This is a genomic window from Leptospira fletcheri (assembly GCF_004769195.1).
Classification (GTDB): Bacteria; Spirochaetota; Leptospiria; order Leptospirales; family Leptospiraceae; genus Leptospira_B; species Leptospira_B fletcheri.
In genome coordinates this window covers 27,773-40,480 of record NZ_RQET01000014.1, presented here as the reverse complement: position 1 = coordinate 40,480, position 12,708 = coordinate 27,773, and the positions used below count along the sequence as shown (strand labels likewise).

At 48.1% G+C, this 12,708-nt stretch carries 15 protein-coding genes; 5 read left to right on the top strand and 10 right to left on the bottom strand.

What is annotated here, in order from left to right; genetic code table 11:
* Positions 1-9 precede the first annotated feature (9 nt).
* Positions 10-1,044, top strand: a complete 1,035-nt coding sequence (locus tag EHO60_RS16300) for a DUF1574 domain-containing protein (protein ID WP_135769282.1) — start codon at positions 10-12, stop codon at positions 1,042-1,044.
* 108 nt (positions 1,045-1,152) lie between these two features.
* Here the strand turns inward: EHO60_RS16300 and fsa are convergent, their stop codons facing one another.
* From fsa to purN, 5 genes are all read right to left on the bottom strand, one after another.
* Positions 1,153-1,797 (bottom strand): fructose-6-phosphate aldolase, encoded by a 645-nt coding sequence (gene fsa / locus EHO60_RS16295; protein ID WP_135769281.1) that lies wholly within the window; start codon positions 1,795-1,797, stop codon positions 1,153-1,155.
* 122 nt (positions 1,798-1,919) lie between these two features.
* The gene (locus tag EHO60_RS16290) at positions 1,920-2,636 is read right to left on the bottom strand and encodes a hypothetical protein (RefSeq protein WP_135769280.1); all 717 of its coding nucleotides are present in this window, start codon (positions 2,634-2,636) and stop codon (positions 1,920-1,922) included.
* A 32-nt stretch (positions 2,637-2,668) separates the two neighbouring features.
* Positions 2,669-3,298: a hypothetical protein gene (locus tag EHO60_RS16285; RefSeq protein ID WP_135769279.1), complete on the bottom strand. Its 630-nt coding sequence runs from the start codon at positions 3,296-3,298 to the stop codon at positions 2,669-2,671.
* A 1-nt stretch (position 3,299) separates the two neighbouring features.
* Entirely contained in the window at positions 3,300-4,841 is a 1,542-nt protein-coding gene (gene purH / locus EHO60_RS16280; protein ID WP_135769278.1) for a bifunctional phosphoribosylaminoimidazolecarboxamide formyltransferase/IMP cyclohydrolase, read from the bottom strand.
* Position 4,842: 1 nt separating this feature from the next.
* On the bottom strand, positions 4,843-5,469 hold the full coding sequence (purN, locus tag EHO60_RS16275) for a phosphoribosylglycinamide formyltransferase (protein ID WP_135769277.1): 627 nt from the start codon (positions 5,467-5,469) through the stop codon (positions 4,843-4,845).
* An 86-nt stretch (positions 5,470-5,555) separates the two neighbouring features.
* Here purN and fliS point away from each other — a divergent pair, with 86 nt between their 5' ends.
* The 3 genes from fliS to EHO60_RS16260 all read left to right on the top strand — a co-directional run bounded on the left by fliS (position 5,556) and on the right by EHO60_RS16260 (position 6,957).
* Positions 5,556-6,005: a flagellar export chaperone FliS gene (fliS, locus tag EHO60_RS16270; RefSeq protein WP_135769276.1), complete on the top strand. Its 450-nt coding sequence runs from the start codon at positions 5,556-5,558 to the stop codon at positions 6,003-6,005.
* 95 nt (positions 6,006-6,100) lie between these two features.
* On the top strand, positions 6,101-6,490 hold the full coding sequence (locus EHO60_RS16265; protein ID WP_167880251.1) for a hypothetical protein: 390 nt from the start codon (positions 6,101-6,103) through the stop codon (positions 6,488-6,490).
* A gap of 50 nt (positions 6,491-6,540) precedes the next feature.
* Positions 6,541-6,957 carry a molecular chaperone DnaJ gene (locus EHO60_RS16260; protein ID WP_246028362.1) on the top strand — a complete coding sequence of 139 codons (417 nt, stop codon included), beginning with the start codon at positions 6,541-6,543 and terminating at the stop codon, positions 6,955-6,957.
* Between the two features lie 8 nt (positions 6,958-6,965).
* Here EHO60_RS16260 and EHO60_RS16255 read toward each other — a convergent pair whose 3' ends face one another.
* The 3 genes from EHO60_RS16255 to EHO60_RS16245 are packed head-to-tail and all read right to left on the bottom strand — an operon-like array spanning position 6,966 to position 8,709.
* Positions 6,966-7,487: an LIC11661 family lipoprotein gene (locus EHO60_RS16255; RefSeq protein ID WP_135769273.1), complete on the bottom strand. Its 522-nt coding sequence runs from the start codon at positions 7,485-7,487 to the stop codon at positions 6,966-6,968.
* Entirely contained in the window at positions 7,487-8,038 is a 552-nt protein-coding gene (locus tag EHO60_RS16250) for an HNH endonuclease (protein WP_135769272.1), read from the bottom strand. The genes EHO60_RS16255 and EHO60_RS16250 overlap by 1 nt, the downstream gene beginning before the upstream one ends.
* A 44-nt stretch (positions 8,039-8,082) precedes the next feature.
* Positions 8,083-8,709, bottom strand: coding sequence for a DedA family protein (locus tag EHO60_RS16245; RefSeq protein WP_135769416.1), 627 nt, complete (start codon positions 8,707-8,709; stop codon positions 8,083-8,085).
* Positions 8,710-8,913: 204 nt separating this feature from the next.
* On the opposite strand from EHO60_RS16245, the gene EHO60_RS16240 reads away from it, so the two are divergent.
* Positions 8,914-10,020 (top strand): deoxyguanosinetriphosphate triphosphohydrolase, encoded by a 1,107-nt coding sequence (locus tag EHO60_RS16240; RefSeq protein ID WP_210409387.1) that lies wholly within the window; start codon positions 8,914-8,916, stop codon positions 10,018-10,020.
* 34 nt (positions 10,021-10,054) lie between these two features.
* Here the strand turns inward: EHO60_RS16240 and EHO60_RS16235 are convergent, their stop codons facing one another.
* Positions 10,055-11,173 (bottom strand): cysteine desulfurase family protein, encoded by a 1,119-nt coding sequence (locus EHO60_RS16235; RefSeq protein WP_135769271.1) that lies wholly within the window; start codon positions 11,171-11,173, stop codon positions 10,055-10,057.
* A complete protein-coding gene (locus EHO60_RS16230; RefSeq protein ID WP_135769270.1) occupies positions 11,160-12,602 on the bottom strand; it encodes a hypothetical protein in 1,443 nt (480 codons plus the stop codon). Before EHO60_RS16230 ends, EHO60_RS16235 begins: the two co-directional genes overlap by 14 nt.
* Between the last annotated feature and the right edge of the window lie 106 nt (positions 12,603-12,708).

The window sequence follows — 12,708 nt, the reverse complement described above, 5'->3', positions numbered from 1 at the left end:
GGTACAAGGATGAAACGTTTTTATATCTATTTCCCGCTCCTGTTTTTGATCGTTCTGTTTTTCGCGGATAAGATATTCACTTTAGATTATTTTCAGGACTCCTTTTACCAGGAAGGCAACCCGGTATATTATGCGCAGCGCCGGTCCCTATTTCAGAGAATGCTCTCCGATCCGAAAATCAAGGAAAGAAAGCTCGCCATGGCCTTCGGCGATTCCCGAGCTTACGCTTATTCCGAGAAAGCATTCGACGAAAAAATCCGGAAGGAATGGGTTCTCTATAATTTTGCCGGTCCGCAAGCCGTTCCTGCATACGGTTTTTATTGGCTTCGAAAAACCCTGGAATCCGGAGTTCGACCGAAAGCGGTTTTTTATGTGGTGAGTCCCGAGGCTTTCGACGATTCGAAAGGTCTGATGTACGAACCGTTTCTGAGATTGGGTGCGGACGAGGATTTCATTCGGAGGTACTGGAGTCGTTTTTCGGCCGGTGATAAAATGGATCTGATCAAGGAAAAACTTTTCGTATACCGGAAAGTAAAACCTAGCTTCAAACTTTTCTGGAATCGTCTATTGGCGGGAGAATTAGACAAATACAATCCCGCCTTTAACGACGAGAAAGTTCTCTTGGATATGACGAATGGGGAACAGATGGCCTATGCGACTGCGACGAATCGACCGGACAAACTCGCAAAAGACGCGATCCGATTGAAGAGCATTTATTTGTCCGGATTTAAGGTTACCGATTCCCAGTTCTATTTCGTGGAAGAGTTTCTCAAACTTTGCGATGAGAACGGAATTGCCGCCTATGTGATTTGGCCGAGAGTCTTTGACGGATATCGTAAAGGATATTATGAACTCGGCTTAGACCGGGTTTGGTGGCCTAGGATCCGGGAACTTGGAAGGAAATATAAGGCTCGTACTGTGGATATGAACGTTTCCAATTCCTGCGACAAGTATTACGATGCTTCCCACCAGGATATATTCTGTATCGTGGACCAGATCCGTATCCTGATGGACGACTATTACGGAACCAAGCCTCTTCCCTGAAGAAGAAATTCCGTCTTTAGGGTTTTTGAAATTTTCCGTGTAGAAACAGAAAAGCCCGCGATCTTGCGGGCCTTTTTCATATCTTTTCCTCGGATAGGAAAAGAAATTTTACCATTTTAGTTTTTTAGCATCTTCCAGAAATTTCTCCAATCCGATATCGGTTAACGGATGCTTGAATAGCTGCTGGTAAGCGGAGATCGGCATGGTAGCACAATCGGCTCCTCTCAGCGCCGATTCCTTTAAGTGCATGGGGCCGCGGATGGAAGCCGCCAGAATTTTCGTCTCGAAGCCGTAGTTGTCGTAGATTTCCCGGATTTCGGAAATCAGCTCCATCCCGTCCCAAGAAGTATCGTCTACTCGTCCGATAAAAGGGGAAATATATGTGGCTCCCGCTTTGGCTGCGAGAAGCGCTTGGGGAGCGGAAAAGCAAAGGGTTACGTTCGTAGAGATTCCTTTTTCGGTAAGTTTTACGACCGCTTTGAGACCTTCTGGAATCAAAGGGACCTTAATGACTACGTTTTTCGCGATCGCGATGAGTTCATCCGCTTCCTTCAGCATATCTTCGTGTTTCGTTGCAAGGACTTCCGCACTAACGGGGCCGGAAACGATGGAACAAATCTCTTTGATGACGTCCTTAAAGTTACGTCCGGATTTCGCGATGAGGGAAGGGTTCGTGGTAACTCCGTCCAAGAGTCCGTAAGAGGCGATCTCTTTGATTTCGTCCACGTTTGCCGTGTCTAAATATAATTCCACAGTAGGCTCCGATTTTCCAGGAATGATCTAACTGGATAATCGCTTTCGCATGGGATGCGGGTCAATCCGATTTTCGGAAGCGGCCTCTCCGATCCACCGGAGAAAACGGGGGGAAAAGAGGCTTAGGGAATCAGGTCTCTTAACGTTTTGATCTCTTCTGCGGAGAAGAATTCCTTGTATTCCTTTTCGATTTGGAATTTTAATTTCGAACTGAAATAATCCACACGACGGGTGAAAGGTTGCTTTTTAAAGGCTTCCTTCCATTGCACCACGAAACCTCCTTTGGGAGGCACTTCCTTTTCGTTGGTCAATTCCCAGAGGACGGCTCCTCCGATTTTCTTTTCGTCCAAGGTTTCTTTTTTGGGCTTTCCGTACTTATTCTCGAGTTTGCCTTGGACGTCTTTTCCGGGAAGGTAGCGGAAGGAAATTCCGACGGAGAAGAGTTTTCCCGGGTCCGAATGATCCTCTTCTTCGTTCGCAGGCGGAGGATTGGTCTGGGGTTGTTTTTGTTTGGGACGAGAATCCAGCACCAATTTGGGGGTAGAATAAAAGCGATACACGTAAAAGATTCCGTTCCTACGGATCAGAAGAGATCTTTCCTTATCCTCGTTGACGATCTCCACTTTTTCTCCGCTGTCCGGATTCGTAGCCAAAGAAAGGAATTTTTCCCGGACCTGTGCGTAGGTGGCTTCCCAGGGAACTTCCGCAAAACCTTCCAGAGTAGGTCGATTCGCATTCTCTTGCCTACTTTTCGTTCCGTCTCCGGGAAACTGGGCTTGGACGCCCATCGCCGGAAGGAAAATGGAGACGAAAATCGCGGGTAAAGTGATCCCTTTCATAGTAACCCTATCGGCAGAAAAACCGTCTCCGATTAGATTTCTTCCCCGAAATCCTCTTCCTCCCTGGACTTCCTCTCCAGGTGAATTCCTCCGAAACGAACTTTTCCGTTCCATCGTAACACAAGTAGAACCCCTAAAATCGAAATATTCGGGAGAACGAACAAAAACGCGATCTCGTGGTACAATCCGTAAACAGCCAAATTCGAAGCGATGACGGAGAGAAAGATTCCGGAAACGAAAGGCATTTCCTGTTCCAATACCCTCGCCAAAAAGGAACCTTGGCGGAACTGGGCCCCGGAAGCCAAAAGCTCGGAAGATACTCTGGGATAAAACACCAACACGAGCACTGGCATCAGGAAGGACAGGAAGAAATAATTTCCGAACGAGTCCGCATAATGAGGAGATCCGATCAAGCCGCCGGTGAGAGTCCATAGATAGGCAAAAAAGGAAGAGACTCCGAACGCGATCATTCCGTGTTGGAGGCTTCCGTTGGATTCGAAGATCGCAAGCAGTTTGGTAGGAAGGATTCTGAACCAATCGGTCAATTCGCTTTTGTGAAAGGTGTCTTTGCCGCTTAAGAAAAGCAGGGCAAAGTAATAATCGACCAGGACCAGAAAGGCCGAAGAAAAAGCGAAAAAGATCAGGTAGAGAAAGAATTCCATCCTAGTGCCGGAAATGCCTCATGCCGGTAAATACCATAATCAATCCGTGCTCGTCCGCCGCACGGATCACCTCTTCGTCCCGGATGGATCCTCCGGGCTGGATGATCGCTTTGGCGCCTACTTTCGCGATCGCATCGATCCCGTCTCGAAATGGGAAAAACGCATCGCTGGCCACGTAAGAACCTACGACCGATAAACCTACATTCAACGCTTTGGTCGCGCCGAGTTGGACCGAATCCACCCGAGACATTTGCCCGGCTCCGATTCCCAGAGTCGCGTTTTCTTCGGTATAAACGATGGCATTGGATTTGATGAATTTCGCGGCGGACCAAGCGAACATCAGTCCTCGGATGTCCTCTTCCGTCGGTTGCTTTTTGGAAACCACTTTCAGATCTTTTTCCGAAATGGTGGCATAATCCCGGTCCTGCAACAGCATTCCGTGATGGATCGGCCTCAAGTCCATTTCGTCCAGAGCTTCCTGGAAATTTTCGATCTCGATCAATCGGACATTCGGCTTTTTGGAGAAATAATCCAAAGCTTCCTTTTCGAACTTTTGCGCGATGACTCCTTCCACAAAAGTCTCTCCGATCAATTGTGCCAATTCTCCGGACACACGGCCCTTGATTCCGATGATTCCTCCGAATGCGGAAATCGGATCCGTCCTACGAGCAAGACGGAAAGCCTCCAAGGGATCGTCGGCGTAGGCAATTCCGCAAGGATTCAAATGCTTGATGATGCAAACGGTGTTGTCCGGAAGAAGTGCGGAGATGTGAAAGGCGGCATCGAAGTCCAACATATTGTTGAAGGATAATTCCTTCCCTTGTAGCGGAGAAAATTCGCTCTTTGTAAAGAGCGGCTCGTAAAAGGCGGCTCCCTGGTGGGGATTTTCCCCGTACCGTAGCTTCTGTTTCTTGGTGAAGGAAAGATTGAGGATTTCCGGAAATTTTTCTCCCGCCAACTGATTGAACCAGGAGGAAATCGCGGTGTCGTACATGCTGGTATGGGAAAACGCCTTTCTCATCAGTAAAAAGGAAGTATCCGCATCCACGGCTCCTCCGTTGGATTGCATTGCGTCTTCTACGGTTCTGTAATCGTTCGGATCGGTCACCACGACGGTGAACCGGTAATTCTTGGCGGCGGAGCGTATCATGGACGGACCGCCTATGTCTATGTTTTCGATCGCCTCGTCCAATTGTACTCCCGGTTTGGAAACGGTTTTCAGGAACGGGTAGAGGTTCACTACTACGAGATCGATTTTCGGGATTCCGAGCTCTTCCATTTTTTTCTTGTGCTCGGGATTGGACAGAACTCCCAACAATCCTCCGTGGACTTTCGGGTGCAGGGTTTTGACCCTTCCGTCCAGAATTTCCGGAAAGCCGGTATAATCGTCGATGGCCACGGCTTGGATTCCGCTGTCACGGAGAGTCTTTAATGTGCCGCCTGTGGAGATGATCTCCACGCCTTTGGAGTCCAGGTATTTCGCAAAACCGATAAGTCCGGTTTTGTCGCTGACCGAAATGAGAGCACGTTTGATTTGGATCATGCTAGAGGATGGAGACCTTCCTATTTTTAATCGAAAGCCTGTTTTCGCAGAATAACTTCACCGCGAGAGGCAGGATTTTATGTTCCTCTTTCAGAATTGCCAGAGTCAATTCTCTTTCCGTCATCTCGGGGGTGATTTTCACGGTTCCCTGGAGAATGACGGGGCCGGAATCCACTCCTTCGTCTATAAAATGGGCGGTACAGCCGGAGATTTTCACCCCGTATTCAAAAGCCTGTTTTTGCGCATTCAATCCGGGAAAAGCCGGAAGAAGGGAAGGATGTATGTTGATGATCCGATTCGGAAAGAGGCGGATGACCTCTTTTTTCAGGATTCGCATATAACCGCAGGTTACGATCAAATCGGGTGATTGGGCATCTAAGATTTCCAGTAGATCGGAATGGTATTTTTCCTTTTGGGGATAAGAGGAAAAATCCAAAATCTTGGAGGGCACTCCGTATTTGGATCCTACACCAATTGCGGATGCTTCCGGATTGTCGCTGACCAAAAGCTCAGGAATTCCTCGAATTCTGCCTTTTTGAACGGCTTGGAGAACGGCCTCCAAGTTGGAACCGCGACCCGACGCTAAAAAGACAAGCTTTTTTCTAGGTTTTGGAAACAGGCTTGCCAAGAATTTTCGCCCAGATACGCTTAAGAATTATCCACCCACGTTAAGGCGGTCCCGGATTTTGTCGAAGAGTATTTCAGGAGAGACACATGTCACTTGCTAGAAAATCGACGGCCTCTGTCGAGCAGTACAAATCCAACGAAATTTCTACTGTGAGTCAGGGACGGCTTATCGTAATGCTTTATGAGGGGGCGATCCGCTTCCTACACGTAGCGATCGAGAACAATACGCCCCGCAAGTACGACGTGGTAAACAATCATATTCTCAAGGCACAAGACATCGTCACCGAATTGATGCTCGCGCTCAATATGGAAGACGGTGGGGAAGTCGCCAATAATCTTCTCGGCATTTATGTTTACGTCAAGAAACGTCTTCTGGAAGCGAATATGCGGAAAGATTCCGAGATCATGCAGGAAATCATCAAATATCTAGAGGATCTGAAAAACGCCTGGGAAGAGGTGGAAAAGAAAGAAAAAGGCTCCGTGGTTCCTTTGCCTTCTCCCGGAGTTCGGAGTTCCGGACTTTCACTCCAAGGGTAATTTAAGAGTTCTCCCGCCGATCGAAAGAGGAAAACATCGCAGTGCCGAAAGACAAAGAGCCGAAACGATTCGTTCCCGAGCAGGACAAAAGCGATTTGGAAGGTTTGTATTCCCAGAAAATCTCCCTTCTGGAAGAGATGATTTCCTTGCAAAAGCGCCAAATGGAAATCCTATCTCACAGGGACGGAGAAACAGCGGCAAAAATCGAAGCGGAGAACGTTTCTCTCGTGGAGAAAATGTTTTCCTTGGATCGTAAAATCGAGCGTCTAGAAGAATCCGCACCCCAATCTTTGCCATTGATTCGATTGACGGACGAACTTTTCAATAAGCTAGAAGAGTCCCGAGAATTGAACCGGAAAGTAGGTTCTTTGATGGAAGAGATTCTTTCGGAATACCAAAAAGAACTGAATCTCGTCCAAGCCGATCTCCAGCTGAGAAAATACTTAGCGCAAAGGAAAAGCGGTTGGAAGACGGGGACCTGCTAAGTCGGGCTCTCGATTTCTACGGGCTCCCTAAGAAATACGACGAAAATTTAGTGAGATCCCGATTCCGGGAGCTTTCTCGAAAATACCATCCGGATTCCGGCGAATACGAAAGCGATATTCTGTTCAAGGAACTTGTGCGACTTCGGGACGTTCTTTTGCAATCCTTGGAAGAAGCCGCGAAAAAATCGCCGTCCGGGGATTCGAAGGAAGAGGATAGAAACGGTTTTGCGGATTACAAATCCGCAAAACAATCCGCGGCGGACGCGTTGGAAATCTACTTCAAGAAGACGGAAGGCAATCCTGTCTTTTTACAAGCGGAAGAAAATCCGGAACTTCGCATTCTACGCACCAAACTCTCCGAAGCAAAATCCGCTCTAGAGCGATTTATCCTAAGTTACCCGGAGAGTCTCTGGAGATCCGACGCGGAAGATACCCTGAAAAAAATCGGAGTCTGGTTCCGAGGTTAGGTTTTTTTCTAAGGAACCTGTATCGTGTTCGAAGGCAGAGAAAGAACGTAAATGTCCTTAGTCGTGCCTCCTACGTAGTTCAAGGCCAGGACGGCAGATCTCAGAGTGACGTATTGTCCGCTCGTCAGAGTGGCTACGATCTTACAGACCCGGTTCGGATTTTGGGAGGAATTTGCGGGAACCACTGCAAGAGGACCCGCCGTAGGGCTGACTTCGATGGAATATTCTATCGGCTGGTTCGGAATCAGGTTCAAAGGCAGTTGGCAAGCAGCTCCTGTGGAAAAATCGGAAGGATTCCGGGAGGCGAAAGAGGTGGAACCGGTATATAAGGTATACCCGTTAAACAGAAATTCCGCATTCCCGGCACGCAGCCGAATTTCATACCCTGTGGCAATAGCCGTAATCCCTATGATGGTTGGGGTAGCGGTTACGATAGGGGTGGTGGAATAGGTTTTTGCGCAGCCGGAAAGTGAGAGGGTGGCTGCGAGAAATAAGAACGGGAAGACCCGAACGGGGGTATTTTTGTTCATTATGCGCGGATATATTCCGCCCAACCGAATTTTTCGGCCAATTGGTCGGATACGGAAAACAGTGGAATACGCCTTCTGTTTGTCGACCGATTTTCCGGGAGCTCCCACTTCAGTTCTTGGAGGAGTTTGTTCCCTTTCTTCGTATTGCAATCCCGGCAGGCAGTGACTAGGTTTTCCCAAGTATGGTATTCCGCCGGTTTTTTTTCCTTCGCCACCTCTCCCCATCTGCTCTTAGGAATCACGTGGTCTAAAGTCAGGCGAGAGGTCGGGAGTTTTCTTTTGCAATACACGCATTCATAATTGTCTCTGAGGAAAATATTCTCCCGCGAGAGTTTATGCCTTTTTTTGGGAACCTTATAATAATCCGTTAAGAGAATAATTCGAGGAGCGGTGAATTTCAGTTTTTCGGAGCGGATCCAAAGGCTCTTTTCGTCTTTGACGAGTTCCGCCTTGTTCAGAAGAAGAAGAACGATCGCGTCCCTTACCGTTCGAATGGCAACGGGAACGTAGGTTGCGTTCAGCACCAATACAGGCTGAGCGAGAACGTCCATATCTTACCAGACATTAAAAAAACCGGAAAGAATGTCGAGTAAAACTATGTTTGGGAAAATAGTTTCTTCTTAACGTAAAAAATTAGGATGACCGCCCCTAAAAATGCTCCCACGATGGAGAAGAGAGTCAGTTGTCCTTGGTGAACTAGTTCCCTCAAGTGATCCAGGTTTTGCGCGCCGTAATGTCCCAAATAGACCCAGATCGGAACCGAGATCGCGGCGGCCAGAAAATCCAGAGATAAAAATCTTACAAAAGAGATTCGATCGGAAGTACCCGCAGTCAAATAGATAGGCATACGCAGACCCGGCATGAATCTTCCCACAAACACGACCCAGTTTCCATATTTGGAAAATTTTTCCTGAACCGTTAGGAAGCGTTCGGGAGTGATGAACTTCGCGATGAACGGAATTTGTAATACTCGAACTCCGTAAATCCTTCCGAGTAGGAACACGGTTCCGTCACCTACGAGTACGCCTGCCATCCCAACGGCGAACATCACGTGTTCGTTCGCATAACCCAATCCGGCTATGACCCCTCCCGAAACCAAGGACACATCTTCCGGAACCGGGAGCCCGAATCCGCAAAGAAGCAAGGTGAGAAAAACGGCGAGGTAAGCAAAGTTTTGCCCGAAGCCGGAAAAGAAATCCACTAATACGGTAAGAAAATCCATGAAGAAAAATACGCCTTCCATTCGAAGGGAATTCCTACCATTGTATTTCCCTAGCGGAAAAAGAGGACAGAAAAAAACGAAAGGCTCCGCTGTCGAATTCCCGCAAAAGATGGGCTCTAGTTTCGCTTGCCCGGGCACTTTTCTTTTCGGACCGTGGTTTTCGTGCTGCGGGATAGGGATTCTCTTTCTAGATTAGAAAATTCCATGCTGGCCGCTTTTGCGGTTCCGCATGATCGTACAGGGGGAAGGGAATACCCGGAACCGGAACACGAGTATCGACTCCCTTTTCAAAGGGACAGAGACCGGGTCATTCATTCCAGCGCATTCAAGAGATTGCAGTACAAGACCCAGGTATTCGTCTATTCGGTGGGAGAAAACTATCGAAATCGATTGACCCATACCTTAGAAGTCTCGGGAATCTCGAGGACCATAGCGACGGCTTCAGGTTTGAATTCGCTATTGGCGGAGACGGTCGCACTTGCGCACGATTTAGGGCATACTCCTTTCGGGCACGCAGGGCAGGATATGCTATCCGAACTCATGTCCGAGTTCGGAGGTTTCGAGCACAACAAACAATCCTTGCGAATCGTTCGTCTTTTGGAGAGCAGGTATCCCCAGTTTCCGGGTTTGAACCTTACATTAGAGACTTTGAAAGGGTTGATGAAGCACGGGGCGGAATATTCGACTTCTACTTTAGGTTTGGAAAGAAAACAAGAGGGCCCGAGCTTGGAGGCTCAATGCGCGGATCTCGCCGACGAGATCGCTTACACCAACCATGATATAGAGGACGGGTTGGAGATGGGGTATTTGAATCTGCCGGAACTGGAGGAAATCCGTCTCTGGCACGAATTCAGTCTTCGAGTAAAAGAAAGATATCCGAACGCGAACGAAAAGGTTCGGATCCGAACCACCATACGGGAGTTAACCAATGGAATGGTCTCCCATATCGTCGAGAGGATGCGGCTCCGAATCGAAGAATACGGGATCTTGCAGCGTTCCGATCTGAACCGGGTCCATTCGGAAGGACGTAAAATCCTAGGTTTCGAGGAAGATTTCGGAGAAACGGTGAGAGAGCTAAAATCCTTTTTGCATAGGGCCCTATATCGGCATCCGTCCGTAGTGCGTATGAGCGACCAAGGACGGGATATGATCGCGGTGTTATTCCGTTATTTCCGGAAGCATCCCGACGAAATTCCGGAGTCCTACAAAGAAAGAATCGAAACGGAAGGGTTGGAAAGAATCGTCTGTGATTTCGTGGCAGGAATGACGGATCGTTATGCGGAAGCGGTCTTCAATAAACTGAACGGATGAGAATCTCTAGAATAGAATTTTAGAATATTAGATTTTAGGAATTTCTGATCGAATCTAGGACGGTTCGAATCGCCTCGAGAAGAGCCTCCACTTCCTCCTCCGTGGTGAAGGTTCCGGTGGAAATCCGGACGGCACGTAGAGCTTCCTCTTTGGAAAATCCCATGAAAAGAAGGGAGGGTGCGGGTTCTCTAGACCTCGATTTGCAGGAAGAACCGGTAGAGAGGGCGAATCCTCTTTCCTCCATCCCCATCATAAAAAAATCCAGGTCTTCCGTAGGCAGCAGGCAAAATGTGGTGGAAGGCAGTCTAGGGGAGGACTTGGCTACGATTTGGATTCCGATCGATTCCAGAAAGGTTTCGATCCTATTTCGAAAACGAAGGAGTTTTTCGTTTTTGGATTCCATTTCCGAAAATTGGATTTCCGCGGCCTTTGCCAGGGCCAGGATCGAGGGGGAATTTTCCGTTCCCGCCCGAAAACCGTTTTCTTGGTTTCCTCCCCGAAAGATCCCGGCTGTTCTCGTTCCTTCCGATTCGAACCAAGTTACTGCGGTTCCCAAGCCGGCACCTATTTTATGACCGGAAAACGTGAATCCAGTAAGATGCGAAAATGGAATGTCCAGTTTTCCGAAAGACTGCATAACGTCGGAAAAAAGTTTTTGGTCTGCTTTGCGGCAGATTTCCCCGATTTCCCGTAAGGGTTGCACGACTCCGCTTTCGTTTGCTGCGTGAACGATAAAGACGGGCCCGGGGTTTTCCTTGAGATTCTTTTCGATTTCGCTCAAAGAAATGAGTCCGGAGCGATTTCCTTCCAAGGTTTTGTACGGAATACCTGCATTTTCTAGCGCTTGGTAAAAGGAAGAATGCTCGTACGGCGAAACGTATGCCACCGTTTTTACGAATCTCTTTGCCCAAGTCACCATGAGATAATTCGCTTCCGTTCCCGTGGAGCAAAATACGAAGCCCTTCGGATCCTTTCCCGTGAGTCTGCCTAGAACCTTGCGGGCTTCTTCTATCTTTCCTTGCCGTTTCAGCGAGAAACGAGTCGGACCGGAAGGATTATAGAAGTCGTTTTCATATTCCTCTACGACGGAGGAAAGCAGTCCTGGCAAGGGAGGGTGAGTGGCGTTGTAGTCGAAATATCTAATTTTTTTCATCGAAAAGGTCGTCCGCTTCTTCGTATCTTCCTTTTCTGCGGAGAACGTACTGCAGAAGTTTTTTCCTGTCCTCGATCAGGTCCTCGAATCCTGACCGATCCGATCGATATTCCGGATCCACGGAATGCAGGTCGCTTTGGAGACCGTCCAATTCTTTCAGTGCCTGGTCCCAAGCTTGCTGGTACAATAGGCAGCGAACTCTCATGAGTTTAGACTGAAATTTGGTTTCCAGATTCGTCTTTCCGGATCGATATACCGCTTCGAAATACTCCGAAGCTTTTTTTCTGTAGGAAGTTTCCCGATCTCCTAATCTATAATAGAACTCGGCTGCACGGAACATATTGGAATAGAACTGCTTCAATCCTTCTTCGTCGGAATTTCTGCAAGGTAAAGCTGCGATTGCGGACGCTCCCCAATATTTTGCTTCCGGAGGTATGTCCCTTTGGGAGCAGGAGAAATATAGCATTCTCATATGTAGGGAAACGGATTCCTGGGGAGAAAAAGAGGAACCTGCAGTTCCGGCTTCGCCTCGTAATAGTTCCAGAGTCCTTAGCAGGAGTTTTTTGTACTGATTCGCTTTTAACGTGGTCCTTTCCGGATTTTTTTCGGAAAATACGATCGGGGAGGAATCCGCTTCTTGGATCGCTTGCCAAATTCGGATCTCTCTCGGAAGTTCCGGTTCCGTTACGGTAGATTCGTCGGCGGAGCAGCTAAATCGGAAGAAGTTTAAGATCCTTTGCCACCAGGAGACCGGATCCTTTTTCCGCACTTTAATCTTTTCGAAAACGAGATCCTCTATGCTGAGCAGAGATTGGAAATGAGAGACGATCGCTTCCTCAGGCCTACAGGTGGCAAAGGCGGTAAGTCGGATCTTTTCCAGTAGACTCTTGCCGAAAATCTGCGGCCGGATCGTTCCGAAACCTGGTTGGTTCGGAATCACATTGTATCCGTCAAAGGGATTATAACTCAGGGACCGTTTGTAAAAATCCAAGGATTTTAGGACGAGAGGAGAGAATTCTTTCCAGTAGTCGCTCGGATCGATTCTTCCTTTTTTGGGGCTCGGAGAATCCTTGCCTTCGAGTTTTTCCAGAGTCCAACCTTTCCGTTCGGCTTCCATCCATGATGGGATCCGAAAGATGTCTTCCATTCCGGATTTTCCGAGATCTCTGGATCTCGAGCACGCTTCCGACATCTTATTCAATTGAAGATAATGCTCGACCTGACGGAATTCCACCTTTTCGTTCAGAAATTTATCCCCTTTCTCCTGCAATTCCAAAGAAAGAGAGGGATTGAGAACTGGGGGATCGAGCCAAAGGGCGACATCCCGAAGAATTTCGAATCTCCGCGGAAAAATCCAAAATGCGGCGACCGTCCAAATGAAGAGAAGGGTTAGGAAAAGTTTTTTCTTTTCTCGTAGGATGTTGAACAATTTCTTTCCTTCAAGGTAGGGAAAATTCGTTCGACGGATCCGGTCCTCCGCGTAGACTGAGCGGGGAGGATTCCTCCGATCTTTCTTCCCAAGCTAATACACGTCC

Bases quoted from the DNA above. Each gene is read 5' to 3' on its own strand.
- EHO60_RS16250 (WP_135769272.1), bottom strand. From the start codon at position 8,038: ATGGACGTTCTCGCTCAGCCTGTATTGGTGCTGAACGCAACCTACGTT.
- EHO60_RS16290 (WP_135769280.1), bottom strand. From the start codon at position 2,636: ATGAAAGGGATCACTTTACCCGCGATTTTCGTCTCCATTTTCCTTCCG.
- EHO60_RS16245 (WP_135769416.1), bottom strand. From the start codon at position 8,709: ATGGATTTTCTTACCGTATTAGTGGATTTCTTTTCCGGCTTCGGGCAA.
- EHO60_RS16300 (WP_135769282.1), top strand. From the start codon at position 10: ATGAAACGTTTTTATATCTATTTCCCGCTCCTGTTTTTGATCGTTCTG.
- EHO60_RS16240 (WP_210409387.1), top strand. From the start codon at position 8,914: ATGCTGGCCGCTTTTGCGGTTCCGCATGATCGTACAGGGGGAAGGGAA.
- EHO60_RS16255 (WP_135769273.1), bottom strand. From the start codon at position 7,487: ATGAACAAAAATACCCCCGTTCGGGTCTTCCCGTTCTTATTTCTCGCA.
- EHO60_RS16285 (WP_135769279.1), bottom strand. From the start codon at position 3,298: ATGGAATTCTTTCTCTACCTGATCTTTTTCGCTTTTTCTTCGGCCTTT.
- EHO60_RS16235 (WP_135769271.1), bottom strand. From the start codon at position 11,173: ATGAAAAAAATTAGATATTTCGACTACAACGCCACTCACCCTCCCTTG.
- fliS (WP_135769276.1), top strand. From the start codon at position 5,556: ATGTCACTTGCTAGAAAATCGACGGCCTCTGTCGAGCAGTACAAATCC.
- purH (WP_135769278.1), bottom strand. From the start codon at position 4,841: ATGATCCAAATCAAACGTGCTCTCATTTCGGTCAGCGACAAAACCGGA.